The 24,216-nt window shown below is 50.0% G+C and carries 25 protein-coding genes and 1 tRNA gene; 16 read left to right on the forward strand and 10 right to left on the reverse strand.

Annotation, left to right across the window (positions count from 1 at the left end; all coding sequences use genetic code 11):
- Positions 1–5 precede the first annotated feature (5 nt).
- From BMW93_RS22655 to BMW93_RS22695, 9 genes are all read left to right on the forward strand, one after another.
- The gene (locus BMW93_RS22655; protein WP_090381710.1) at positions 6–398 is read left to right on the forward strand and encodes a DUF5618 family protein; all 393 of its coding nucleotides are present in this window, start codon (positions 6–8) and stop codon (positions 396–398) included.
- Positions 399–483: 85 nt separating this feature from the next.
- Complete coding sequence (locus tag BMW93_RS22660; RefSeq protein ID WP_090381712.1) at positions 484–1,650, forward strand: ABC transporter substrate-binding protein; 1,167 nt, start codon at positions 484–486, stop codon at positions 1,648–1,650.
- Entirely contained in the window at positions 1,650–2,702 is a 1,053-nt protein-coding gene (locus tag BMW93_RS22665) for an iron ABC transporter permease (protein ID WP_090381715.1), read from the forward strand. Before BMW93_RS22660 ends, BMW93_RS22665 begins: the two co-directional genes overlap by 1 nt.
- Complete coding sequence (locus tag BMW93_RS22670; protein WP_090381717.1) at positions 2,699–3,748, forward strand: ABC transporter ATP-binding protein; 1,050 nt, start codon at positions 2,699–2,701, stop codon at positions 3,746–3,748. The genes BMW93_RS22665 and BMW93_RS22670 overlap by 4 nt, the downstream gene beginning before the upstream one ends.
- Positions 3,749–3,797: 49 nt before the next feature.
- Entirely contained in the window at positions 3,798–4,202 is a 405-nt protein-coding gene (locus BMW93_RS22675; protein ID WP_090381719.1) for a hypothetical protein, read from the forward strand.
- A 26-nt stretch (positions 4,203–4,228) separates the two neighbouring features.
- On the forward strand, positions 4,229–4,633 hold the full coding sequence (locus BMW93_RS22680; protein WP_090381722.1) for a nuclear transport factor 2 family protein: 405 nt from the start codon (positions 4,229–4,231) through the stop codon (positions 4,631–4,633).
- The gene (locus BMW93_RS22685; protein WP_090381724.1) at positions 4,630–5,229 is read left to right on the forward strand and encodes a GNAT family N-acetyltransferase; all 600 of its coding nucleotides are present in this window, start codon (positions 4,630–4,632) and stop codon (positions 5,227–5,229) included. Before BMW93_RS22680 ends, BMW93_RS22685 begins: the two co-directional genes overlap by 4 nt.
- Positions 5,230–5,235: 6 nt before the next feature.
- Positions 5,236–6,138 (forward strand): carbon-nitrogen hydrolase family protein, encoded by a 903-nt coding sequence (locus BMW93_RS22690; protein WP_090381726.1) that lies wholly within the window; start codon positions 5,236–5,238, stop codon positions 6,136–6,138.
- A gap of 618 nt (positions 6,139–6,756) precedes the next feature.
- On the forward strand, positions 6,757–7,842 hold the full coding sequence (locus tag BMW93_RS22695; RefSeq protein ID WP_090381728.1) for a T9SS type A sorting domain-containing protein: 1,086 nt from the start codon (positions 6,757–6,759) through the stop codon (positions 7,840–7,842).
- Positions 7,843–7,912: 70 nt separating this feature from the next.
- Here BMW93_RS22695 and BMW93_RS22700 read toward each other — a convergent pair whose 3' ends face one another.
- From BMW93_RS22700 to BMW93_RS22710, 3 genes are read right to left on the reverse strand one after another with little or no spacing between them, the layout of a single operon-like run.
- A complete protein-coding gene (locus BMW93_RS22700) occupies positions 7,913–9,676 on the reverse strand; it encodes a c-type cytochrome (protein ID WP_177194174.1) in 1,764 nt (587 codons plus the stop codon).
- Positions 9,677–9,688: 12 nt separating this feature from the next.
- The gene (locus BMW93_RS22705) at positions 9,689–10,927 is read right to left on the reverse strand and encodes an amidohydrolase/deacetylase family metallohydrolase (RefSeq protein ID WP_090381730.1); all 1,239 of its coding nucleotides are present in this window, start codon (positions 10,925–10,927) and stop codon (positions 9,689–9,691) included.
- 5 nt (positions 10,928–10,932) lie between these two features.
- Positions 10,933–12,225: an amidohydrolase/deacetylase family metallohydrolase gene (locus BMW93_RS22710; protein WP_090381733.1), complete on the reverse strand. Its 1,293-nt coding sequence runs from the start codon at positions 12,223–12,225 to the stop codon at positions 10,933–10,935.
- Positions 12,226–13,149: 924 nt separating this feature from the next.
- On the opposite strand from BMW93_RS22710, the gene BMW93_RS22715 reads away from it, so the two are divergent.
- Positions 13,150–14,187: a hypothetical protein gene (locus BMW93_RS22715; protein ID WP_090381735.1), complete on the forward strand. Its 1,038-nt coding sequence runs from the start codon at positions 13,150–13,152 to the stop codon at positions 14,185–14,187.
- Between the two features lie 11 nt (positions 14,188–14,198).
- A complete protein-coding gene (locus BMW93_RS22720) occupies positions 14,199–16,088 on the forward strand; it encodes a YjbH domain-containing protein (protein ID WP_090381738.1) in 1,890 nt (629 codons plus the stop codon).
- 64 nt (positions 16,089–16,152) lie between these two features.
- Here BMW93_RS22720 and BMW93_RS22725 read toward each other — a convergent pair whose 3' ends face one another.
- Complete coding sequence (locus tag BMW93_RS22725; RefSeq protein WP_090381740.1) at positions 16,153–16,479, reverse strand: hypothetical protein; 327 nt, start codon at positions 16,477–16,479, stop codon at positions 16,153–16,155.
- A gap of 169 nt (positions 16,480–16,648) precedes the next feature.
- A complete protein-coding gene (locus BMW93_RS22730; protein ID WP_090381742.1) occupies positions 16,649–17,536 on the reverse strand; it encodes a dienelactone hydrolase family protein in 888 nt (295 codons plus the stop codon).
- Between the two features lie 194 nt (positions 17,537–17,730).
- Here BMW93_RS22730 and BMW93_RS22735 point away from each other — a divergent pair, with 194 nt between their 5' ends.
- The 4 genes from BMW93_RS22735 (at position 17,731) to BMW93_RS22745 (ending at position 20,087) form a co-directional block, all read left to right on the forward strand.
- Positions 17,731–18,363 (forward strand): hypothetical protein, encoded by a 633-nt coding sequence (locus BMW93_RS22735; protein ID WP_090381745.1) that lies wholly within the window; start codon positions 17,731–17,733, stop codon positions 18,361–18,363.
- Between the two features lie 48 nt (positions 18,364–18,411).
- Positions 18,412–18,576 carry a hypothetical protein gene (locus tag BMW93_RS35905; protein WP_229240698.1) on the forward strand — a complete coding sequence of 55 codons (165 nt, stop codon included), beginning with the start codon at positions 18,412–18,414 and terminating at the stop codon, positions 18,574–18,576.
- Between the two features lie 76 nt (positions 18,577–18,652).
- Positions 18,653–19,012: a hypothetical protein gene (locus BMW93_RS35910; RefSeq protein WP_229240727.1), complete on the forward strand. Its 360-nt coding sequence runs from the start codon at positions 18,653–18,655 to the stop codon at positions 19,010–19,012.
- A 178-nt stretch (positions 19,013–19,190) separates the two neighbouring features.
- Positions 19,191–20,087, forward strand: coding sequence for a hypothetical protein (locus BMW93_RS22745; RefSeq protein WP_090381747.1), 897 nt, complete (start codon positions 19,191–19,193; stop codon positions 20,085–20,087).
- Between the two features lie 57 nt (positions 20,088–20,144).
- Here the strand turns inward: BMW93_RS22745 and BMW93_RS22750 are convergent, their stop codons facing one another.
- The 5 genes from BMW93_RS22750 to BMW93_RS22770 all read right to left on the reverse strand — a co-directional run bounded on the left by BMW93_RS22750 (position 20,145) and on the right by BMW93_RS22770 (position 22,932).
- A complete protein-coding gene (locus tag BMW93_RS22750; RefSeq protein ID WP_090381750.1) occupies positions 20,145–20,564 on the reverse strand; it encodes a hypothetical protein in 420 nt (139 codons plus the stop codon).
- Between the two features lie 108 nt (positions 20,565–20,672).
- Positions 20,673–20,746, reverse strand: a tRNA-Asn gene (locus tag BMW93_RS22755).
- 85 nt (positions 20,747–20,831) lie between these two features.
- Entirely contained in the window at positions 20,832–21,113 is a 282-nt protein-coding gene (locus tag BMW93_RS22760) for a hypothetical protein (RefSeq protein WP_090381752.1), read from the reverse strand.
- 26 nt (positions 21,114–21,139) lie between these two features.
- Positions 21,140–21,760, reverse strand: coding sequence for a 16S rRNA (guanine(527)-N(7))-methyltransferase RsmG (rsmG, locus tag BMW93_RS22765; protein WP_090381754.1), 621 nt, complete (start codon positions 21,758–21,760; stop codon positions 21,140–21,142).
- Positions 21,751–22,932: a glycosyltransferase gene (locus BMW93_RS22770; RefSeq protein WP_229240700.1), complete on the reverse strand. Its 1,182-nt coding sequence runs from the start codon at positions 22,930–22,932 to the stop codon at positions 21,751–21,753. Before BMW93_RS22770 ends, rsmG begins: the two co-directional genes overlap by 10 nt.
- A gap of 60 nt (positions 22,933–22,992) precedes the next feature.
- On the opposite strand from BMW93_RS22770, the gene tgt reads away from it, so the two are divergent.
- Positions 22,993–24,126 carry a tRNA guanosine(34) transglycosylase Tgt gene (gene tgt / locus BMW93_RS22775; protein WP_090381757.1) on the forward strand — a complete coding sequence of 378 codons (1,134 nt, stop codon included), beginning with the start codon at positions 22,993–22,995 and terminating at the stop codon, positions 24,124–24,126.
- Positions 24,127–24,216 lie beyond the last annotated feature (90 nt).

Raw genomic sequence — 24,216 nt, forward strand, 5'->3', positions numbered from 1 at the left:
ACACTATGTCAAAACAACACAATCCTCCCACCACACCCGCGCAGGAAGCCGAACGCTACCTCGAAAACGCACGCCAGATCCTGACCGAGAAGGCCGGCAAAGAAGACGGTTTGTATGCCGATGTCAAGTATGTCAAAATGGCTGCGGGTACGGCATATTCGGCTGCTTTGCTTATTTTGGATGAATATCTCCGGCAGAAAGAAGGTATTCATTTTACGAAACCGAAGAGTATCGAGGATTACAGGAACCGACTCAGAAAATTCGACAAAAAGTTATTAACGTTGCTTGTAGACGTTTATGACGAATTGCATATTGCCGGTTACTACCACGGAACACAGTCCGTCAATACGATTCAAACAGGCCTTAATAATGTAAGGTTGATGCTGAACTACATTTGATCAGAACAAATCTGCATTACGCTGCAAAGCGCTCAATAAATGAGTAATTTTGAACGGGTCGTCTACTCGTTCAAAATTACAAACTATGCACAGAATCCTTTGTTTGCTCATTTTCACGAGCTTGCTTATCCAAAGTTGCCGCACTTCAGGCAATGAACAAAAAGAGCAGACGGCCACTTCCGATACCACTACCCAGTTCGTCAAAACCCAGGTGCATCATGCCTGCGGGTTTAAGATCGGGTATTTCAAAGACTACAAACTCCTCAGCATTATCAACCCGTTCGGCGGGCAGGGCGATACTTTACGATACATTCTTCAAAAAAAGGGAGCCACGATGCCCGACGGCTATCCCCACGCCCAACGCATTGAAATACCCGTAAAAAGCCTTGTGGCGATGTCGTCGATGCATGTGGGTTTGCTGGGATTTCTGGATGCGGAGAATGTGCTGACCGGCCTTGGCAGCCTGCAATATGTGTATTCTCCAAAGGTTATCGCTTTGATTAAGGCCGGAAAAATAGTGGAAGTGGGCCGTGACCAGGGCTTGAACGACGAGAAAGTGATCGAAATGCGGCCTGATTTAGTAATGACGATCGGTAACCCCGGCGGGAAAATGGACCATTACCGCATCCTTAGGGAAGCAGGGATACCGGTCCTGATCAATTCGGAATGGGTGGAACAGACGCCCCTGGCCCGCGCCGAATGGGTGAAACTCATGGCCGCATTGCTGGATAAGGAAGAACTGGTCAACAATAAATTCGCGCAGGCGGAAGCGGAGTACGCACGGCTCTCGGCATTGGCCCAAAAAGCGGCAAAAAAGCCGACCGTACTTTCCGGCCTGAATACGAAAGATGCCTGGTTTATGCCAGCAGGCAACAGTTATATGGCCCGTTTTTTCAAAGATGCCGGCGCGGATTATCACTGGCACGACGCTCCGGCTACCGGAAGCCTTCCCCTCAGTTTTGAAGCCGTGTACCCGTTTGCATTGACTGCGGATTACTGGCTGAATGTCGGTTTCGACACGCACGATACGCGGAAGGGCATTATCGCGCAGGATGCACGCTATGCCGATTTCAAAGCGACTCAAACGGGTAAATTGTACAGCTACAACCGACTGGTAAGCGACCAGGGCTCCAACGATTTCTTCGAATCGGGTAGCGTGAACCCGCATCTCGTGCTGGCCGACATGATCCGGATTTTCCATCCCGACCTGCTTCCCGGCCATCAGCTTGTCTACTACAAACAGCTTCCCTGATGACGCAGCACGCTCAAAACAGAAGCTGGACATTGCTTTTTTTAGGGATTCTCGCAATCGCCCTGTTTTGCCTGGACATCATGCTGGGTTCGGTGGCGATACCATTCAAGGAAGTATTCAGGATCGTGACAAGGGGCGAATCGGAAAATCAAGCGTGGCTTTTTATCATTGAAAAAATACGTTTACCCAAATCCATCACCGCCATCCTTGCCGGCTGCGGCCTTTCGGTCAGCGGGTTACAAATGCAGACACTCTTCCGCAACCCCCTGGCCGGGCCATCGGAACTTGGGATTACCGCGGGAGCAGGCCTGGGCGTGGCGGCCGTAATGCTCGCGGGCGGGAGCAGCGCGAGCATGTACGCGATCAGCCAACTGGGCATTTCGGGAAGCTGGCTGATCATCGGGATGGCCTCGATGGGTTCCGCCGGCGTTCTGGCATTGATTCTCCTCATCGCCGGGCGCATCCGCGACAATGTGATCCTGCTCATCGTAGGTGTCATGATCGGCACCATTACACTTTCGATTATCAGTATCTGGCAATATTTCAGTCAGCCCGAGCAATTACAGGAATACATTATGTGGACGTTCGGTTCGCTGGGCGGCGTTACCGGATATCATTTATATGTGCTCTCGGGCGTCGTCACAGGGGGTTTGCTGCTTGCATTTGCTTCGTCCAAATCCCTTAATGCACTGTTATTGGGTGAAAACTATGCGAGAAGCATGGGGTTAACCGTCGGACGGACGCGCCTGCTTATCATGCTCAGTACGAGCCTGCTTACAGGCAGCATTACCGCATTCTGTGGACCGATCGGCTTTGTAGGCATCGCCATCCCGCACATTACGCGCTCGCTTCTCGGGACGTCCAATCACCGGATACTCATTCCTGCGACCTGCCTTACCGGCACGGTGCTACTATTGCTCTGTGATATCATCGCCCAGCTTCCCGGTACCCAAACCGTCATCCCGATCAACGTCGTGACGTCGCTCCTCGGCGCCCCGGTGGTGATCTGGATTATCATCCGGCGTAATAACCTACGATCCTCGTTTTCATGAAAAACCAGCAAGCCATTGTCGAAACCCACGCACTGGCGATCGGTTACCGGTCGTCTGGAACAGAACGAACAGTAGCGGCCGGGCTGAATTTACAGCTGGGCCCAGGTAGTCTGGTATGTTTGTTAGGATCAAACGGGGCGGGGAAATCTACTTTAATGCGCACGCTAGGCGGCCTCCAACCGGCGCTGGCGGGTGAAATACGCGTCGATAACCAGCCACTCGGTGCCTTAAAACCGGCCGAGCTCGCCCGGAAACTCAGTCTCGTGCTGACCGACCGGGTCGATGCCGGAAACCTCACAGCCCGGGAGGTTGTTGCATTGGGACGCACGCCGTACACCGGCTGGCTCGGTTCGCTTACGAAAGTCGATCATTCCAAAATAGGCCAAAGCATTGAACAAACCGGCATTACTTCGCTCCTCGACCGCCATATGCATCAGCTTAGCGACGGCGAAAGGCAAAAAGTAATGCTCGCCCGCGCCCTCGCGCAGGATACACCGCTGATCCTGCTCGACGAGCCGACAGCCCATCTCGACCTCCCCAACCGCGTCGAAATGATGCGCCTCCTGCACACCCTCGCACGTAACACGCGCAAGGCGATCCTCCTCAGCACGCACGAGCTGGACCTCGCATTGCAAACCGCCGACGAGCTCTGGCTCATGCACCCGAATGGAACGATACTTTCCGGACTGCCGGAAGATCTTGTGCTAAATGGTGCTTTCGAAGCCACATTTGCCCGCAACGGCTTTCCGTTCGACCGCACTACCGGTACATTCATCATCCATCAACCGGTGGACCAACCGCAGATTTACCTGGAAGGCGCCGAAAGGCCTCTTTTCTGGGCAAAGCGGGCGTTGCAAAGGGAAGGAATCGGAATCAGCAGGTACCGAGACGCTGCCTGCCTGATCAGGTCGTTCGAAATTGGAAACGGTTTTGAAGCTGAAATAATCTTCGAAAACCGGACATTCAAAGTTTCGTCGGTACAGGCACTTATTGAGCAAATACATTTGTTATTCCCATCGCCGGGGCATTCCGGCGCGGCTGTTTAATGCGATTGTTTAAGACGAAATAGTTAGTTTGCTGCCCGATTGAATTGTTATGAACTTTTTTAGAAACAAAAAGAACCTGTTGTTGCTCGTGCTGGCGCTGATTATCGGCTACATCGTCTACGATGCTACATCGCAACCCACCGTGTCCGATTTGCAGGGAGGTTTTAAGGAAGTAGCGATGTACCGGAACAAGAATAATACCGGGCCCATCGTGCGGGTATATGCCGTGAGTGTGCAGGACACGCTTTCGAAGGACATGCGCCAATACGGCGACCTGATGCCTTACACCAAATACGGGACCACGACGGTTTACTTTTTCAACGCCGCAAAACCGTTCCCGAATAGTCTGACTGCCACCGAGCCGCATTTCGATGCCCGATTCGGCCCTAATTGCCTGGCCGTATACCGCAAGGACGCGAACGGCCAGGTTTCGCTGGATGAAAATCCGTTTTGAAATAATTTTGAATAAATACCCGAAAAATGACTGCACTGGAAACCGTACAACAATACTATGAGGCCTTCAACGCGAAAAACTGGAAAGGCATGCTCGCGCTGCTTCACCCGGAAGTAAGGCACGAAGCCAACCAGGGCGACGTTCGTGTCGGATTGGAAAAATTCACCGCATTCCTACAAAAAATGGACGAAGCCTATGAGGAAACGCTGACTAACATGGTGTTTTTCACGGAGCCGCAGGACCAACGTGTGGCGGTGGAATTCGTCGTGAACGGTATTTATAAGCAAGCCGAAGAAGGCCTTCCCGAAGCGCATGGGCAATCGTACGTATTACCTGCCGGAGCGTTCCTGGAAGTAACCGGTGGCAAAATCAGCCGCGTCACGACCTACTATAATCTGCCGCTCTGGATCGAACTCGTCTCCAAACCATGACCGCCCAACTGACATTCGTGCGGAAGACCGGCGCGGGTATCGGGGAAGTTTTCGACGATCTCGCCAGGCTACGCATTGCTGTTTTCAGGGACTATCCTTATTTGTACGAAGGCAGTGTGGAATACGAAAAGGGCTATTTGCAAACCTACCTGCAAGCGGAGCGCTCCTTTCTTTTTGCTGTTTATGACGGCGACACGATGGTTGGTGCTACGACTTGCATTCCGCTCCAAAACGAAACGGCCGAAATTCGTAAGCCATTCGAGGACGCCGGTTTTGACGTGAATGCAATTTGCTATTTCGGCGAAAGCATTCTTTTGCCGGCTTACCGCGGATTGGGCCTTGGTCACCGCTTTTTCGATGAGCGCGAGGCGCACGCGCGAAGCCTGCAATTTGAAACCTGTTGCTTCTGCTCCGTCGACCGGGGCGATAACCATCCGCTTAAACCATCCGACTATCGCCCGAACGACGCATTCTGGCTAAAACGCGGCTATCAACAAGAACCGGCATTACAAAGTACCATGGAATGGCCCGATCTGGGAGAAACGTTTTCTACATCCAAAACCATGGTTTTCTGGACCAAACAGCTCAATCGTTAACAAACAATGCAACCAGTAACAGTCGCTTCGGCGCAGTATCCTATTACCGAACATCCGGATTTCGCCTCCTGGCAGCGGCATACCGAAAAATGGGTCGCCGATGCTGCCATCCGCGGCGCGGAGCTGCTTCTTTTCCCGGAATATGGAGCGATGGAGCTTGTGAGCATTTTCAACGAAGAGCTGCGCAGCGATATCCGCCGCCAGATACACGCCTTGAATGATCTGAAAGCGGATTTTTGCGCGACTTTCGACGCACTTGCCCGAAAATATCGCGTTACCATCGTCGCCCCGAGCATTCCGGTGATCGAAAACGGCCAGAAACTTAACCGCGCATTTGTGTTCTCCGCGAATGGATTGGCCGGTTACCAGGACAAATTTTTCATGACCCGTTTCGAAAACGAGCAGTGGGGCATCGACAGCGCCCCGAAACAGCTGACCGTTTTTGAGGCGCCATGGGGCAAGTTCGGCATTCAGATTTGCTACGACGTCGAATTCCCGATCGGGGCGCAGAAGCTCTGCGAAGCCGGCGCCAAACTAATCCTCGCGCCGAGCTGCACCGAAGCCATCCGAGGCGCCACCCGTGTACATGTAGGCGCCCGCGCCCGGGCGCTCGAAAACCAGGCTTACACCGTGGTATCCCAAACGATCGGCGAAGCTGCGTGGTCGCCTGCCGTGGACGTCAACTACGGTTATGCGGCATGCTATACGACGCCCGACAGGGAAATGCCCGAAGAAGGTATCATCGCCACCAAAACCCCACAGGAAGAAGGCTGGCTCATTCAAACGCTCGACCTCTCGCTGGCCGACGAAGTACGCCGGGACGGGCATGTGTTTAATTTCAAGGATCAGGGCCGGGTGACAATGGAGCTGGCCCATGAGCCGATTTCCATTGTTTTCAAATCTGTATAAAACAAAATAGCGGCATCCAAATTGAACGCCGCTATAACTCTATCTTCAAACCTCTATTTTGCACTCGTATTGGATGGGGACATGTGGATAAGCCGGTGCACGCCGAACAACCCGACGTATCGGCAAAATAGAGACAAAGCGGCCGCGGATCGGAAAAGAATGAGTAAACGACACCAATGGAAAAACTATCGGTAAAATAATATTACTTCACCATTTTGGGTCGTCGGAGCATAGGTTCAAAGTAGGATTCCGTCAAGAGAACGCCTTCGCATTAAATTGCACTTTTCCAATCCAACCACCCCAGGCTGTAATTCCGATAAACCATCAGAATTATTTATTTGGAAATGGTCTCATTAAGATCAAAAACAGATTTAAAGTAGTTTGATACAATATCAAATACCTATTATTCAACGACATAGAATAACCATATGGCGATTTCGTTACTTGTTCTATCACTGTTAATAACTAAATTTATAGCATGAAGTATTACTTATACAAAAGCGTATACACGCCGAAGGTTTAGCAAAAAATACTTTACCAAGCCCACTTACACTTTAACTATTTCAATATTAAGGAGGTATATTAATGTATAACAAACATTACTAAACATCCTCTATTATGAAAGCAGTTTACATTTTGGAGTGGGTTCTGATTGTACTTCTCTCCGCATCCATTTCGCTAGCAGACCCCTGCACGTTGAGCGACGAACTAATTGAATTAAACAGTGTTACGAACTCGGGTGGAAATTGCATTATCAACGTGAAATATTCTTTCACATTCGACAAGAACAACGGAAACAAGTTTGCCTACATTCACTTCTGGTTAACAAGCACTTACGCAAATCCGGAGTACAAAAAAGGGCCTACCAAAAGCGAGTTGGGCCCCGTTCTGGCGACGGTGGCGATCAATTCCGACGACCCCGTTTCGCTGCTTCCTACATATGCCCCGGACGAAACGGTAACGCCTGTTTTTGCCGGACTTTCCATCAGCCAGACGGATCTGGGAGGCGGCCAGTTCAGGATTACTGTCGACAATATTCCGCTTACGGTGACGGGGGCCTGCGCTTTGATTCCCGATATCACAGCCGACGTATGGGCAACCAATTCAAACGATAAGGCGACCCCTCCGGTTCACTGCTTACTCAAAGGCAATAACACGGTCCTGCCGGTAACCCTTGCACGCTTCAATGGCACCCTGCTCGATAACGCGGTGAGCCTTTCCTGGGCAACTACCGAAGAAGCGGGCAGCAGCCATTTCGACATCGAGCGAAGCGCCGACGCGCAAGAATTCGTTCAGCTTGGCCGTATTGAGGCGAGGGGTAATTCCTCGGCAACACTGCAATACCGCTTCCTCGACGCAAAACCGTTGGCAGGTAACAATTACTACCGCCTCAGAATGGTCGATGCGGATGGTAAATTCGAATATTCACGCATGATCGCCATCGATAATGGGCCGAATAGCGTGGCATTCGAGCTTTTGGGCAATCCGGCTTCGGGAAGGGAAATCAGGTTCCTGTTGAAAAACGAAAGTGCGGCGAATGTGAGCCTTTTCGATTTGTCGGGAAAAGCGGTAAGATTCTCGCTGAGCCAAACCGGTAATGAGTTTACATTGAAGCCGAAGAACAGCGTTTCCTCGGGCATTTACATTCTAAAACTGCAACGGAACAATGCCGCCACGATTAGTAAAAAGGTACTGATGCCATAATCCGTTGCATTCGCATGAAACACCCGCCGGATCATTTTGGCGGGTGTTTTGCATTATTAATGAGCCAATATCAATTACCCAGCACCCGCTGCACGTCGCTCACTGAAATGGCGTCGGCATCATTTCCGAAATTCTTGCGGATGTAGGTCAGCACCTGGGCCATTTCCTCCGGTTTGAGGAAATCGTGTTTCGGCATCAGGTCGTTATAAGGCTTGCCCGCCACCTGAATAGGCCCTTCCAGCCCTTTGGCAACCACTTCTATCAATCGCTTCTTATTGCCTGTCACCCATTCGGAACCGGCGAGCGGCGGGAACCGGCTGCCGTCTCCGAGCCCATTGCGCTGATGACAGGGCGTACAATAGGTATTGTAAATGCGCTGGCCGACCTCCTTGGTTTTAATGTCGAGGTTGTCGGCTACCTCGTCGGGCGTACGGATGTGTGCGAGTTGCTTGTGCTTTTCCATCGATGCCAGCTGGCTGGCCCCAAAGCCCTTTTTGTCGCCTTTGAACATGATCCGCCATACTTTGCCCTTGCGCGAATCGGTAATGTAAAGCGAGCCGTCAGGTCCTTCGGCGAGCCCCATTGGCCTGGACTTCGCGTCGCTCACGTTGATAATAGGGTCGACGCCGGCAAAGCCATCGGCAAATACCTCCCAGGCACCGGAGGGCTTGCCGTCTTTGAACGGTACGAAACATACGAAATAGCCCGCCTGCGGATAGGGCGCACGATTGGTGGACCCGTGGAAAGCGATGAATGCCCCGTTTTTGTAACGTTCGGGAAACTGGCTGCCCCGATAAAAGAGCACATCGTTGGGTGCCCAATGCCCCGGAAATCCGATGAGCGGCTTTTGGTATTTGGCACCTTCTCCCTCCTTTTTCCCGTCGCCGCCGTATTCCGGATTGAGCATTTTCTTGCCTTTCATCTGGTCGTAATAATAATACGGCCATCCGACGTTGGTGCCCTGGGTTACTTTCACAAACTCTTCCGACGGCAGCACCGCGCTCTGCCACGCGCTGAAAAGCTCCGGGAACAGGCGATGTAGGTTATCGCGACCGTGAACGACCGCGTAAAGACTTTTATCAACCGGATTCCAACGCATTCCTACAATGCTTCGCAAGCCGGTAGCATATAATGTGCCGTCGGCCTGGGTCTGGTTGGGCTTATCGGCGCTGAACTTCCATATTCCGCCGTGTTTTTCAAGATCCGGACAGGGGTTGATTCCCGGACTTCCGGGCTTTCCGCCGGGCGAGTTCACCATATCCTGGCATGCATCCGAAGGTGCGCCGAAAGGCACGTACATATTGCCCTGGTCGTCGAAGGCCATCGGTTTGGTGATATGCCAATGCGCGCCGTGCTCGTGATCGTCTTGGAGGATGAGCTCGGTTTTTTCTTCGGGCAAAAGCTGGCCCGGAATGAGTTTGCTGCGATAAACCGCGAGGGAAGAGCTGTAATAGAGGTAACCATTCCGGATGGTAATGCCGTTGGCGAGACTGCTGTGATCCCGGTAGCTGCCGAAATTCCGCATAATATCGGCCTTGCCGTCGCCATTCGTATCTCGGAGCGCCACGGTGCCGCCACCCTGGCCTTTGCCGAAATAGCGGAGTTTGATATAAATATCGCCATTGTCGTTCACCACGATATGCCGGGCCAGGCCGGTACTATCGGCAACGACAAGTGTTTCGAAGCCTTCCGGTGTAGTGAGGCCTCCATGATCGGGATCGCCGGACGGCAGCTTGTCCACCCGCAAATGCGCGGCGCCTGCAAGCGCGAGGGTAAGGAGCGCGAGGCTCAGGTATGTGCCCGCCCTTTTTAATTTGATATAATGAAAATGCATGGTGAGTTTCGGTTAAAATCCTTTTTTCTTCGCCGCCAGGCCATTCAGGTCCCAAACGACTTTGCCTTGCCGGACCGTCAGTTCAACTTCCAGCTTACGATTGCCGTTGATACTGCTACCGGCCGAATCCATAAACCCGAAATCGCCTTCCCGCAAACGGAACAGCACAATATCCGCCGGATTACCTTCTTTGAGATTCCCCAGTTCGGGATGGCCGATGGCCTTTGCCGCATTCCAGGTCGCTATTTGCACCACCTGTTCCAGGGAAAGACCCATTGCCATAAATTTCGACATCACGTTGGCCATATCCTTCATCGCCGAGTTCATGCTGAAACGGTGCAGGTCGGTTCCAAAGGAGTTGGGATAAAATCCCTGCTTCACGGCCGGTACCGCCTGATCGAACCAGAAACCGGCGCCACCATGGCCGAGATCGAACAATATGCCCCTTTTACGGGCTTCGAGCACAAACGGGCGTACCTGCCCGTTTTCACCGACAATGGGCATGCGCTCTTTGATATTTTCGAACGTATGCGTGATCATATCGCCCGGCCGCATTTTGGCCAGCTGCTCTTCCAATGTATATTCGGGCAAATGGCATTCTACAAAAAGCGGCTTGCCCGCCTGCCGGGCCGCATTCAGCGCATTGTCGAACGGTGTCCATTCCTTTGCGTTGTAATGCCCGATTTTCACGCCTGCAATGACGTCGGGATATTGCCGCATGAGCGCGACGGCGGAGTCGACATTCATATCCTGCAAGTCCTGCTCATGCGCCGCGCCGGTCATTCCGCCACCTGAAATGTTCAGAAACGCCAGAATGCGGGTTTTGGACTGATCAATGACCTGCTTTTTGAATACCGGAAAACTGCGCCAGCCCGAAGTACCCGCGTCGACAACCGTAGTGACGCCCGACCGGAACGTAAAATCGTCCGGCGAAACGCTGTTGACCCCGTTGGCAAATTGCCCCGCCTGCGTGCCCACGAACACGTGCGTATGAGGGTCGATGAAACCCGGACTGAGGTAAAGTCCTGCGGCGTCGATCACTTGCGAGGCGGTTTCGTTAATATGCGAAGCTACTTTCACAATTTTGCCCTGACTGACCGCCACATCCATCTTCCCATTCCGCGCATTGGCGGGATCGATTACGTGCGCGCCCCTGACGAGCAGCTCGTAAGTCTGTGCGCAAGCCGCCTGCGACAGCGCCCACACGAGCGCGATACAAAGCCAGTTCATTAAGTGGATCACCTTTTTCATACCACTTATTTTCCCTGCATTTCAGATTCCCATGACGCAGCGGCAATGCCGTTCAGGTCCCATACCACCTTGCCGGCCCGGAGCGTGAGCTCGGCTTCCAGCTTTTTGTCGCCTTTCATTCTCAACCGACGGGCATCTATAAAACCAAAATCGCCTGTGCGGACACTGAAAACAGTGACATCGGCTTCCGAACCTACGCTCAAATTGCCCAGCTCGGGACGTTTGATCACTTGCGCCGGATTCCAGGTAACGCGTAATATCGCTTCGGACAATGGCACACCCATATTCAGGAATTTGGAAATGACATTGTCGAGGCCTTTCATGCCGCCGTTCATACTATCGGTATGGAGATCGGTGCTGATGACATTTGCGAGAAAACCCTGCTTGATGGCCGGAACTGCCTGCCGCCACGCAAATGCGCCACCGCCGTGCCCAACATCGAATACAATGCCCTTCTTCTGCATTTCGAGCACGAACGGTTTCACCTTACCCTGCTCGTCGACCACCGTTTCGCGGTCGGCGGGCCCGTGTGCGTACGTATGCGTGAAGATATCGCCGGGCCGGAGGTATTCGCGGAAAAGCTTTTCGATCGACAGCGGTGGACGATGTTCTCCAAAATCGACTATAACGGGTACGTCGGCAAGTTTTCCCGCCTCAACGGCCCGCTGCACCTGGCTGTAATCGCCCCAGTAATGAGCGGATTTGACGCCGACTATTATATTGGGATACAATCTTTTAATCATGTTGGCGACCATTTGCGGGTTCATATCGCTCAGGTCCTGCTCCTCGTAGCGGCTCGCCATACCGGTGCCGACGATATTCAGGAAAGCCAGCACCCGCGTTTGCGCGCGATCGATCGTCTGGGCCTTGAAAACTTTGAAATTACGCCAGCCCGACGAACCCGCGTCGACGACCGTGGTAACGCCCGTGCGAAATGTAAAACCGTCGGGTGCGACGCTCGTGGCGGCATTGGCAATGTAGGCGTCCGGCGTTGTGCCGTTGAAAACGTGCGCATGCATGTCGATAAAGCCGGGCGCGACATACATTCCCCTGGCTTCGACCACCTTTTTGGCATCGGAAACCGGGATAGCCGCCGCTACCTGTACAATTTTACCCCCCGTAACGGCCACATCCATGACGCCGTCAATACGGTTTTTAGGGTCGATTACATGGCCGCCTTTAATCAGCAGGTCGATAGATTGGCCATGGGATAGGCCGGAAAACAGGAGAATGAGCAGCCACGCAACGGGGAACCGGATGCATACTGTTTGGAGCCGGAGCAGTTTGGAAAGGTTCATGAGAGGTTCAGGATAATTGAAAACTGCTTAAAAAAGCATCCTGTTACAATAATATAGTCACTCATTTTGAAAAAACTACAAAACACCAACTATCATACTGCCCAAAGCCGGTACCACCAATGAATATTCAACCACGGCTGCCCGAGACCGAAGATCGGCAACGGCTCGCTCATTATTCCAGAAAAAATGACATCTGAGCGGCTGCCCAAGATGTTACTTTTAAAAGAACAAGTTTCAATATTCATTCTCAATAAATTTTATTTATCTCATTATCAATGCATTATAATATTGTAGAGATATTTTTATTTTGAAATTGGAATCTTATCCTTTAAACTTGTTGTAGATTTTATTTTACATGAAAGAAAATACAAGTAAAATAACATCTACATAGTGCTAGTGGAATTCCAAATTTGAATGGAAACTCTGTCTGGATAGTAACTCACTCAACGTTAAAAAACATGATGGAAAATACTTACCGACGGCTTTCGCCACCAGGCATTATGGGCCTCTGTCCGGGGCAGCTCTCACCAGGGCATCCTGTTAATCCTACCCTATTTTTAAACGACTCTGTTTCAAGGATTCCCGTTTCGGGAAAGTCTTGTCATCTTCCTCTTACTGATAATTGCGAAAATTCCTTTTGGAATGCGGGAAAGGCACGTGCGGTCCTGATCATAGCTCACAACCAAATGGGTTGCCGGATGGCTTGACAGGAAACATATAGGAGTATCCGTTCGCGTATGCAGCTTGCCTTACGGAGGTAATGCCGTGCATTGTCGTGCGACTGGGGATACCAGACTGTTTACAACCGGTAATCAGCCAGCGTTTGGTCAGGCTTTAACAGGCTCGCTGACCCGGGAGAATATTGTACTTATTGAACCAATTTAATAATCCGCCGAATATCCTTTTTCACTAAATCTAACTCGTATGAAAACACGTACACTGAGGTTACTTACCCTTCTTTTGCTCTTCACATTCTTCTTGTATGAATGTAAGGATAAGGAAGCGGATTCACTCGAACCAGCCAACACGGAGCTTTCCAACCAACTGGACAAGCTGGAAATGGCCCCTACCACACTTGAAGAAACGCCGGACATCAAACTTGTGCCCGGAAAAGTGGAGCCTTCTGCCAAAACGGTAGAATTGAACAATTCGTTGAGCACTGTTACCCAGGGAAATGTCCCTGCAAGCGTTTCCAAGGCGGCCGAGGAAGTTTCTACCTCGCTTACCGACGCGGAGGTGAAGGCATTGAACCAGATCACACCTGCACAGGCAACCAAAACCGTCGTAAACTCGGATCAGGTGCGTTCTATCCTGAACAAAGCTACGGGAGACGTTAAATTGCAAGCGTACCTCTCGCTCCTCACTGCTGCGAAAGTAGACGGGCTTCCTGACGGCGGACGCACCAGCGGCGTTACCGAAGGAACCGCTTCGAACAATGCGGCCGTAGAAGCAGGCAATACGGACGACTGTATCGCCCGTGCTAACGAGAAGTTCGAAAAAACCAGGGAGCGCCTCGACGACAGCAAGGCCAAAGATCTCGACAGGATCAACGACGCTTACAACAAGGACCTGGAACGCATCCAGCGCAACCTTGAAAAATGTACAGGCGAAAACAGCGCGGCGCATTTCGAAGCGCTTCGCCAGGTGGGTATCAAAATCGCAAACGATGCACTTGCTGCATTGGAAAAAGCGAAGCCATTCCTGAGACCAGGTCAGTATGAATATCTGAAAGCATTGATCAACGTTCAGTTGCTCGATTACCTGGCCAAAGTCAATGAGCTTGAAGCTGCTAAAATCGGTACCTGCACCGAGATCGCTGCCATCGCGAAAGCGCGTGCAGAAGAAACCAAAAACTCAAACACCGCCCGCGTAGAAGCCAACTACAACGAAGCTATTGTGAAGGCGATTGAATTGAGAGATAAAATGATCCAAAACTGCCACAACCAGGGTAGCGGCAAATAACGATACGGCGGATGATTCAATTTGTTAGAAGCAGAAGGGGGAGTGCTTTATTTCCCTTTCTGCTTGCTCTATGTCTGAGCTATCACATACACGCACAAACGAACATTTCGGGCAAGCCGGGCCTGATATACATTCCATCAGCCCAACAAACGACCGACGGCGCGTTCCAGTTTGGCTACCATTTCAACCCGATCAATTACGGGTTCAGGTTCAACCGCAAAAATTCGGAGGGCATTTACTCTGCCAATATCACATTGCTACCCAGGCTGGAAATCAACGTCAACCTGCTGCGGATCAACAACGAGCTGAAACGGGGCCAGAAGGGTATCGGCGACAGGCAACTCGACATTAAGTATGTCCTTTTAAAAGAAACCGCCAGGCGCCCTTCCGTGGCGGTCATCCTCTCGGCGCCTTTCGGGATCGACAATTCATTGTCCACCAATGCGCTTGTGGCGAGCAAAACGCTCCGTTTGGGTAACCGGTTTTACGCAGATGTGACAGCCGGGTTCGGCAGCCCCATTTTTGTCCAGCGCGACGAATCGGAAAAAAGCAATTACAATATTTTCGAAAGCCTCGAAATCATTCACAAGAAAGACCTCGCCTACCGATACCTTTCGGGACCGTTCGGAGGTTTCAACCTGCGGTTGGATAACAAGGCCGGCTTCATGGCCGAATGGGACAGCCAGCATTTCAATGCAGGTCTGTATGCCACACTTTTCAAACGCTGGACCGTTCAGGCAGGCATCATCAACTTCGACCAGGTGACTTTCGGCACTTCCTACGCCGTGAATATGCTGCCGCTTCCCAGAAGGTTACGTAATTACCAGGAAGCAGCCCGTGCGAAGCCCGCCAGGCCCGCGCCCGTTTCCGAAAAACAAAAATTGCTCAACAACTTCGAAAACCTGAGCATCGATTCTACCTCGGGAAAAGTAGCCTACGAGCAGCGGCTGTACCGCAACCCGCACATTGGCATGCTCGAAATGGAGCGCGCATTACCCGATTCCAACAGCAGGGAGTTCATTCCTATGTTCCAGGGTGTGCCCATAGGCGCTTACAGGATGGACAAGCGGATCAGCTATCGCCCGCTTGCGAAAGGCGAATTTCATGCGCCGGGATTTCTGCTTAACAAGTACAAATTCGATTTCTGGCTTCAACCGGTATTTGCGGCGAATTTCGGCTACCGCGAAAAAACCTTGCAAAGCAATACCAGTGTTTTGCTCCAAACCCAGTTTTACCTCTGGAAAGGACTGGCACTGAATGCAGGCGTGCTCTTCCCGATTACGAACGACATGGACAACCGCCCGAAAATCATCCGTCCGGCGCCCATTTTCCTGAACCAGTTCCTGGCATTCGGCAAGCATTTCGTCAGCGCCTCCGCCGGTTATTTTTACAATGATCAATACGGAGTAAACGTCCAGTACCGCCACCAGGATCTCAGCGGCCCGTGGTCATTCGGGCTGGAAGGTGGCCTCACCGGCTTGTATTATTATACCAAAAGCGGGATTTACTACGAAAACATGAATAACCTGCTTCTCGTCGCCGATGCCGCCTACCGGCTTTCCAAGCCGGACGTGACATTGAAACTGTCGGGCGGAAGGTATCTCGCGGGCGACGAGGGCGCCCGGTTCGATCTGATCAGGCAATTTACGAATGTAGAGATTGGCCTGTATTTAATGAAAACCAATAACGGCACTACCGCAGGTTTCAATTTCGCTGTCCCAATTCCACCCGGGAAAATCGCCCAGGGTAAGAAAGCCCGATTCCGTACCACTGACGAATTCCGCTGGGAATACAGCTACACCCGCGGCTTCCGAATAGGCGAGCGCTACCGCACCGGCTACCAGCTCGACCAGAAGCTCCGGCAATACCATACCGATTACCTCAACAGACAAAGACCATAATGCAATCGCCCTGTGAAACTACATATTTCACAGGGCGATTTGCTTTTCAGGACTTTATTTGATGCTATGGCTGGAATGTATAACTTTTAATGTCTCCGTAAGCAACCGAGCCGTCGGAAAGCAACGCATAGGCACGGTAGTAAAAGAAGTATTTGCCCTGGAAAGCATTACCGGTGTAAACGTAGTTGTTAATACCCAAAACAATCGGCTGATCGAACGGCATTTTCGCGCCATGCTCGATCCGGGGCGTGTAGTCCGTATCGTTTGAAGCCCGGAAAAAACTCAGGTATAAAATACCGTACTCGGTAACCGGCAAATCGCCAAGCGTATCAACCTGCACTTTGAACTGCATTTTGAAATCACCGGTGTATTCGAATGCGGGCGTACTCAAGGTTATTCTCCTGGGAATGATATGGTCTTGCGTAGAGCAAGCATTCAAACAAACGAGAAAACAAAGCGCTAACAATAATCGTAATTGACATTTCATAGGGTCTTTGGTAATGATGAAACAAATATTTCTATCATGACAGACCGGAATGCCAATGTAACCGCTGCGCTCGTTACACTAATTTTTCCTTGAAAAAGTCGACCGTACGCTTCCAGGCCAGTTCGGCGGCCGCTTTGTCGTAACGGGGCGTCGTGTCGTTGTGAAAGCCGTGATTTACTTCCGGATAAATATATGCCGTATACTCCTTTTTGTTTTCCTTCAATGCCTTCTCGTACGCGGGCCAGCCCTCGTTCACGCGCGTATCCAGGGCCGCGTAATGCAGCAATAGCGGCGCTTTGATCTTCGGAACGTCCTCCGTAGCCGGCTGACCGCCATAAAAAGGTACCGAAGCCGCCAGATCGGGAATGCGCACGGCCATCATATTGGCAATACCGCCGCCGAAGCAGAAGCCTACCACGCCGATTTTCCCATTGCAATCCTTGTGGTTTTTCAGGTATTCATAGGCTGCGATGAAGTCCTCCTGCATTTCATTGCGGTCGCGCTTGCTCTGTAACTCACGTCCCGCGTCGTCATTACCCGGATACCCGCCCAGCGGCGAAAGCGCATCCGGCGCAATGGAAATGAAGCCCGCCAATGCCGCCCTGCGCGCCACATCCTCGATATGCGGGTTCAGTCCCCGGTTTTCGTGCACGACCACAATTCCTCCCAGCTTACCCTTGGCATCCGCAGGTTTCGACAGAAGCGCCTTGATCGTTTTCCCACCTTTCGGCGAATCATAATTGACATAATCCGATTGCAAACGCGGATCGCCCGCCTGCACCTGAATCTGCCCCTGGTAATCGGGCATCAGGAAACCCATCAGCGAAGCCACCGTCACGCCGCCCACGGCATAGGCCGACAAGCTTTGCACAAAATTGCGGCGATCGATGCGGTCGTGGGCGTAATCGTCGTAAAGGTCGAACACTTCCTGTTTGATATCTTCTTTTTTGAGCTGGGACATGGGTTTGGGAATAAGGTTTGCGGTGAAAATGATTTTGATAAAGTTCTTAATTTAAAATGAAAATGTGTCTACTTCTCGATATCAATCTGACCGAATTAAGTATACGAAAATGCATCTTATTTGACTTTTCGCGCAAAATATGTATCTTGCTGATTACAAACCATTTGCTTGCCTAAACCCGCCGTACATTCACTATGAAACTAAACTTCTCCGCAATCCGACCGCTTTCTGCCGTCCTTTTATTTGTACTGACCTTTGCATTGTCCTGCACCGACGACCACGTGATCCCCGAGCCGGTGGATAATTGCACCAGGCTCAACGGCCAGCCCCGGGCATTCCCTTGTGAATTTGAGATTCAAAAACTGGACTTTATGTCGGGCAGCTCCAATACCACGGCCTTTGCCACGCTGACGCCTACCGATTCGCTTTTCGAACGGAGCGGGCCATACTATTCGTGGACTAAAACCGGCACTGAAAATTTCACGATCAGCTATAAAGTGAGGCTGACTTTCAAGCGGATCGCAGAAGCGCCGGTTGGGCAGAATAATCAATATAGCCTCTTCATGACGCAGGGCGGGATCGACTCTGAGGATTTTCATGACTTTTCATTTAGCATCAACACCGCCAATATGGCTGTGGGCGAAACCCGCTCAGAGTTCTACATCATAGAATATAGCCTGGCAAACTGGATGCCCATTCCGATATACATGCGGATGTTCGCCATTGTGAACCTTACCACTTACGAAAAACTGAAACTAGCCCCGTATAGCTACACAGCCATCAGGGACCTTGCCGAATCGTGGATCCGGTTTAAGTCTACTAATTAGGACTATCGTTTCGGCGTACCACTATCTAAGTTTAAAACACTTAGTATTATGAACAGCTATTGCGGTCAGAAAGCACGAACAACGGGGGTATCCAATCCATTTTTAAGGCTGTTATGGATCCTGACAGTCTTCTCAAACTCCGCTTCCATCGCCCAGAATGTTACTTATCAAATCCTGAACACGGGCGGGACATTCGATTGGTCGGGCTATTAACCAAAGCTTGCCGGTTGGAAGTATTTCCAGCGGCGGTAATGTAGCCTTGGGCGGGGCAACTTATTCGATAGCGCTCGTGGTTCCGCCGGGAACAAACGACGTCAGTCCGACGGTGTCGATCAACCACCATTCGATGGGCGGAAACGGCGTTTTGGGGCAGGGTTGGGACATTGGCGGATTGTCGAAAATCACCTGTTCCACGCGGAATATGTATTTTAATAATGAAACAAATCCTGTCCTCATTCAGGAAGTAATTGCTCAGGTTTATAGTCGAAACCATTCCCAAGCATGGCACGCTGCATTGATATCAAAAACTTCCCATCTAAATTTTATCTCGTCAGTCATTGTATGGATGGTTTTTAAGCGAAGAAGGTCGAAGAGCCAGCGAATCTGGCGATGTAATCTGGCACGATATACGCATTTGTATGAACCATGAAACCAGCTTTTATTACCTCAACCGAGTCTCTCATTGCGACACGCTGGTTCTATTAAAATCTATCTTGATTTCGCAGAATTCATTAATCATCGTGAAAAGAAAAAAATTGTATTTTTCTAATTTTAAGTTAAAAACAAGTTGTATTTTAGTGTCCTCTTAGCAAGAACCATTTAGCACAATGCTCTTAAATCTGCGATACTTTCTACTTATCATTATAGTTATTGCATCTTGTAAACATAGTGATACTCCAAGCCCCCAACACTCACCATCGAAGTGTCAGGTTATTGAATTTCAAGTCGACTATGGCAGTGACAGTGATGCATTCGTTTATCTATACGACGAAAAATCTATTTTAAAAGTAGTTACTGGCAGTAGAGATATCAATATTGAACGTAACAATGACGGACAGATAAAAGGAGTAGACTGGTTTCGCAATGGTACGCCTGAATTTTTTTATAACTCCCAGGGCCGCTTAGAAAAAATTGTCTCTGCGAGAGGTGCTTATGAATTCTTCGAATACGATTCAAAGGGGCATTTAAGCCAATCAACGTGGTTTCCAGATGGAGACCATGGTTTAGAAACCATGTATAATCCCAATTTTGAAGCTTTTGTATCAGCTGCTATCTCCAAATTTAATACTGTGACTGATTATTCTAAAAAGGAGAGCTTTGTCCGCGGCCTGGGATTAACAATATGTACTAAATATTTAGTCGATGAAAAGGGTTCAACGGTCAGTGAGTTTCGTAACATGATAAGCACCTCACCAGGTCATAAATTTGGTGATCGAGTTGAAGAGTTATGGGTAGTAACTAAATATGATGGAAAAAATAGTCCTTATAATTCAGCAGATTGGCGCCCAATAAGTATCTATATAAATAAGGGATCTCTAAATGATGATAGATTTCCTGAACTTGGAAACGTCTTAGAAAAGACTAGTAAATTCTCAGGCTTTTCGGGTGACAATTGCACAAGATCCTATGTTTACAATGAAGATGGCTATCCAATATCCGGAAGGCACATTGATAAGAATCTAGACGCAAACTTAAACTTAACTTGGAGATACAATTGTAAATAGCCCTATTTTTTAATCCTATTTGCCCCCTACCTGCCAAGTTGTTTTAGGTATTAAACCCTACAACAGCTCGAATTCAAACATATCCATATCGACTGACGGATTTCTAGCTTCAACCGCTCTGAGAAATTTCACGAAATTATCGTTGGTCAACGACGGCAAAGCCGTGATAGACTTTTGATTACTGCCATCTACCTTATATTGGATTCTCCAATAACGATTATGTTGAAGGTCGGAGCTCAGGCTGAGCTTAATCGCCGTAATAGAGGAAAGTGGAATTTTGGTGCGCTTGTTATGGTAAAAAAATTCAACGTCGAAGTTGAGATCGCGATTGAACAAGCCATTTCTGATCCCATACAAACAAACCGCCGAAGACACAAAAAACATGACGTCTTCTGCTCCAAGCGCCTCCTGCAGGACAAGATGGATACCGAAAATGATATTGGCTGCAATCAGCACCAGTGTGGCAAAATTCTTCATGCTGATTCGAAGGGTAAGCAAAGTTTTCCGCTTGATGCCTGATCCGCCAAGTATTGCAACCAAAGAAAAAGCGCTTAACAATCTCTTGCTAAGCGCTTCATTTTCAAGCTCCCGAAGCTGGGCTCGAACCAGCGACCCTCTGATTAACAGTCAGATGCTCTAACCGGCTGAGCTATTCGGGAATCATTATCCGGTTGTTGTACTCGAATTGTGGTGCAAATCTAGTAATTCAAGTTATACAGCGCAAGTGTCGCACTTAAAAAAATATTACGCCTGCACCTTCGCCAGGATTAACTCCTTGACTTTCTTGGCATCTCCCTTCGTAAAATTATTGATAATTATTTCAGGACGCATGCGTGGAATGACCCGGATCGTAGAAAAGAACATGCCGCTGTCGATCTCGACGCCCGAGATGTCCGAGTAAAACACGAAGTTATCGTTGCTTCTGAAAAGTTTCCTGACTTTGAAGGTCACCCCTTTTTCTCCGAAGGTGATTTCGTCGGGGAAAAACGGGTTCATGAGCCCGCTGGCGCTGAATCGCTCGTTCATATTTGAATAGGTTATTAATTGAATGCTTACAAAGGTACGTATACGACTTTCTTAGTTTCAAAGAATTCTTCCCCGAAAAAGTCGGAAAGCGCGTAAATCTGCGGCTTTTCTCTGATCTCGGAGAGCTCTTCGGATAAGTCGCCACCTTTGAGATATAAAATACCGTTCCTGCGGTCGTGGAAGGAGTTGCGGCTGATGTTCTTTTTTACCCAACCTACAAACGGCGCCATTCGGGTTACTGCCCGGCTTACCACGAATTCATAGCTGTCGTCGAGCCTTTCGGCCCGTACCTGCTCCGCCCGCACGTTGTCAAGCTTTAATGCTTCGACGATTTCCTGCACGACGCGGATTTTCTTGCCAATGCTGTCGACGAGGTGAAACTGCGCTTCCGGGAACATGATCGCCAACGGAACGCCGGGGAAGCCGCCGCCTGTACCGACGTCGAGAATCGCCGTGCCGGCGCGAAATTGCTGCACTTTGGCAATACCCAATGAATGCAGGACATGGCGTTCATATAAGGTTTCGATATCCTGACGGGAAATCACATTCACGCGGGCGTTCCAATATTCGTACAACTCGCCCATTTGCCCGAACTTGTCGCGCTGGTCTGCCGTCAGGTTCGGGAAGTATTTATTAATCAATTCCATGATTTACGGGGTTTTCTGCTCGTCATGGTCAAAAACCCGAAAACGAGGTAATAAACAAAAAGTGCAAAGTCCATCAGTAAAAAGCTGAACCACTCCACGGTTTTATCCAGCTTGACATTAATAATGATCAGCAGAAACCACTGAATAGCCCACCGTACGCCAAAAACGATCCCGAGGTATTGCAGTAACAACATATCCTTCGTGATCAACCCCCAGGCCAGCGTCAGCAATCCAAGCAACCAACTGCCGATGTGTGCCGCGGAGAGCATTCCGAGCAATATTTTGTTCCGCGGCTTGTAGTACCGGCTTACGGAAATGTGCCGGCGCTTCTGACGGAACCAGTCTTTCCAGTTGATTTTGGGAATGGAATAAACAAATGAATCCTCTTCGATCGAAATGGTGGTGTTAGAGCTGGTGGCCACTTCGTTCAGGAAAATATCGTCGTCGCCCCCGAATACGTGCTTGTGTGTGTAAAAGCCTTTGTTCGCAAAAAATACGGAGCGCTTATATAATATGTTACGGCCGACGCCCATGTACGTCATTCCCGCCAGTGTGAAAGACAGGTACTGAACGGCCGCATAGAAGGTTTCGCAGCGGATAAACCAGTTGAGCAAGCCCTTTTGTTTGAAATAAGGTGAAAAACCTAAAACGATATCCTTATCATCGGTTACCCGGGAGGTCATTGCAGTGATCCAGTGATTCGAAGCGGGACGGCAATCGGCGTCGGTCATGAGCGCTATGGGATATTTGGCCTGCTTCATGCCGACGGTCAATGCATATTTCTTAGGCGTGACGTGGTCGAACTGGTCGTTAATGCGGATGTAGCGGATGTTTTTCCAGCTGTTGATATGCTCGCGGATATACTCTTCACTCCCGTCGTCGGACCGGTCGTCTAGCAGGATCACTTCATACTCGGGATACTCCTGCGCGTCCAGCAGCGGAATGAGCTCCGTCAGGTTCTCCCTTTCGTTCCAGGCGCACACCAATACGGTTACTCCGGGCATGGCATTGCCATAATTAGCGCCCTTTCCGTAAAATGCCAGCCTTGTAAAAAAGAAGAGATAATAGAATAACTGAACAACTACGAACGCTCCTAGCGCATAGAGTAAAGAATCGGCCACAACAGAAGAGAGATGTAAAATTTTACCATATTCATGCAAATATACTGTCATTGACAGGAATGTTCGAGACGTTACCCCTATTTTTGCACACCAGCAATTTAAAACCTTTTAATGAAGTTTACATTACAAGTTGAGGATCCCCATTCGAAAGCGAGGGCCGGATTGGTAGAGACGGATCATGGGGTAATCCAGACGCCCATCTTCATGCCTGTGGGTACAGCGGGCACCGTGAAAGCGGTTCATCAGCGCGAATTGAAGGAAGATGTCAAAGCACAAATCATATTAGGTAATACTTATCACCTGTATCTCCGCCCCGGGCTCGACATTCTCGAGAAGGCTGGCGGGCTCCATGCATTCAACGGCTGGGACAGGCCGATCCTAACCGATAGCGGCGGTTACCAGGTGTATTCGCTCGCTGGAACCGGCCGTAAAATAAATGAAGAAGGTGTGGTATTTAAGTCACACATTGACGGTGGCGTACACACATTCACGCCGGAGAACGTGATGGACATCCAGCGGACGATCGGTGCAGATATTATCATGGCGTTCGACGAATGCACGCCGTACCCGTGCGACTTCACGTATGCGCGGAAATCCATGGAAATGACACACCGATGGCTAACTCGTTGCTGCCGAAGATTCGATGAAACGGAACCTCTTTATGGCCACAGCCAGACGTTATTCCCTATCGTTCAGGGAAGTGTTTACAAAGACCTCCGGAAACAATCAGCCGAATTTATCGCTTCCGCGGGTCGTGAAGGTAATGCGATCGGCGGTCTGTCGGTAGGCGAGCCGGCCGAGATCATGTACGAACTCACCGAAGTGGTTTGCGATATTCTGCCGAAGGATAAGCCCCGTTACCTCATGGGCGTGGGTACGCCTGCGAACATCCTGGAATGCATTTCCCTGGGTGTGGACATGTTTGACTGCGTGATGCCCACGCGTAATGCGCGTAATGGCATGATTTTTACAACGGAGGGAATTATCAATATCCGCAACGAAAAGTGGAAGGATGATTTGTCACCGATAGACGCAGGCCTTGGCGGACACGTTAGTACATTTTACAGTAAGGCGTATCTGAGGCATCTTGTGAAGTCGGGCGAAATGCTCGGGGCACAGATTGCGAGCATCCATAATCTGACGTTCTATTTGTGGCTGGTTAACAGCGCGAGAGAGAAAATTATCGACGGAACTTTCGCTTCCTGGAAGCGCGAAATGGAAAAAAAATTGAATCAACGGCTTTGAAAGTTCAAAAAAGGAGGTTTCTTTCGGGTAAAATTTGAATTAAATATCAGGAAACTTTTCCATTTGTATCAACTTGCGGTTGATTAAGTG

Origin of the sequence: Dyadobacter sp. SG02 (assembly GCF_900109045.1) — a bacterium.
Lineage (GTDB): Bacteria > Bacteroidota > Bacteroidia > Cytophagales > Spirosomataceae > Dyadobacter.

What these genes read in the sequence shown, in the direction of transcription:
- BMW93_RS22655 (WP_090381710.1), top strand. Translation starts at nt 6, where the DNA reads ATGTCAAAACAACACAATCCTCCCACCACACCCGCGCAGGAAGCCGAA.
- BMW93_RS22660 (WP_090381712.1), top strand. Translation starts at nt 484, where the DNA reads ATGCACAGAATCCTTTGTTTGCTCATTTTCACGAGCTTGCTTATCCAA.
- BMW93_RS22665 (WP_090381715.1), top strand. Translation starts at nt 1,650, where the DNA reads ATGACGCAGCACGCTCAAAACAGAAGCTGGACATTGCTTTTTTTAGGG.
- BMW93_RS22670 (WP_090381717.1), top strand. Translation starts at nt 2,699, where the DNA reads ATGAAAAACCAGCAAGCCATTGTCGAAACCCACGCACTGGCGATCGGT.
- BMW93_RS22675 (WP_090381719.1), top strand. Translation starts at nt 3,798, where the DNA reads ATGAACTTTTTTAGAAACAAAAAGAACCTGTTGTTGCTCGTGCTGGCG.
- BMW93_RS22680 (WP_090381722.1), top strand. Translation starts at nt 4,229, where the DNA reads ATGACTGCACTGGAAACCGTACAACAATACTATGAGGCCTTCAACGCG.
- BMW93_RS22685 (WP_090381724.1), top strand. Translation starts at nt 4,630, where the DNA reads ATGACCGCCCAACTGACATTCGTGCGGAAGACCGGCGCGGGTATCGGG.
- BMW93_RS22690 (WP_090381726.1), top strand. Translation starts at nt 5,236, where the DNA reads ATGCAACCAGTAACAGTCGCTTCGGCGCAGTATCCTATTACCGAACAT.
- BMW93_RS22695 (WP_090381728.1), top strand. Translation starts at nt 6,757, where the DNA reads ATGAAAGCAGTTTACATTTTGGAGTGGGTTCTGATTGTACTTCTCTCC.
- BMW93_RS22700 (WP_177194174.1), bottom strand. Translation starts at nt 9,676, where the DNA reads ATGCATTTTCATTATATCAAATTAAAAAGGGCGGGCACATACCTGAGC.
- BMW93_RS22705 (WP_090381730.1), bottom strand. Translation starts at nt 10,927, where the DNA reads ATGAAAAAGGTGATCCACTTAATGAACTGGCTTTGTATCGCGCTCGTG.
- BMW93_RS22710 (WP_090381733.1), bottom strand. Translation starts at nt 12,225, where the DNA reads ATGAACCTTTCCAAACTGCTCCGGCTCCAAACAGTATGCATCCGGTTC.
- BMW93_RS22715 (WP_090381735.1), top strand. Translation starts at nt 13,150, where the DNA reads ATGAAAACACGTACACTGAGGTTACTTACCCTTCTTTTGCTCTTCACA.
- BMW93_RS22720 (WP_090381738.1), top strand. Translation starts at nt 14,199, where the DNA reads ATGATTCAATTTGTTAGAAGCAGAAGGGGGAGTGCTTTATTTCCCTTT.
- BMW93_RS22730 (WP_090381742.1), bottom strand. Translation starts at nt 17,536, where the DNA reads ATGTCCCAGCTCAAAAAAGAAGATATCAAACAGGAAGTGTTCGACCTT.
- BMW93_RS22735 (WP_090381745.1), top strand. Translation starts at nt 17,731, where the DNA reads ATGAAACTAAACTTCTCCGCAATCCGACCGCTTTCTGCCGTCCTTTTA.
- BMW93_RS35905 (WP_229240698.1), top strand. Translation starts at nt 18,412, where the DNA reads ATGAACAGCTATTGCGGTCAGAAAGCACGAACAACGGGGGTATCCAAT.
- BMW93_RS22745 (WP_090381747.1), top strand. Translation starts at nt 19,191, where the DNA reads ATGCTCTTAAATCTGCGATACTTTCTACTTATCATTATAGTTATTGCA.
- BMW93_RS22750 (WP_090381750.1), bottom strand. Translation starts at nt 20,564, where the DNA reads ATGAAGAATTTTGCCACACTGGTGCTGATTGCAGCCAATATCATTTTC.
- BMW93_RS22760 (WP_090381752.1), bottom strand. Translation starts at nt 21,113, where the DNA reads ATGAACGAGCGATTCAGCGCCAGCGGGCTCATGAACCCGTTTTTCCCC.
- rsmG (WP_090381754.1), bottom strand. Translation starts at nt 21,760, where the DNA reads ATGGAATTGATTAATAAATACTTCCCGAACCTGACGGCAGACCAGCGC.
- BMW93_RS22770 (WP_229240700.1), bottom strand. Translation starts at nt 22,932, where the DNA reads ATGACAGTATATTTGCATGAATATGGTAAAATTTTACATCTCTCTTCT.
- tgt (WP_090381757.1), top strand. Translation starts at nt 22,993, where the DNA reads ATGAAGTTTACATTACAAGTTGAGGATCCCCATTCGAAAGCGAGGGCC.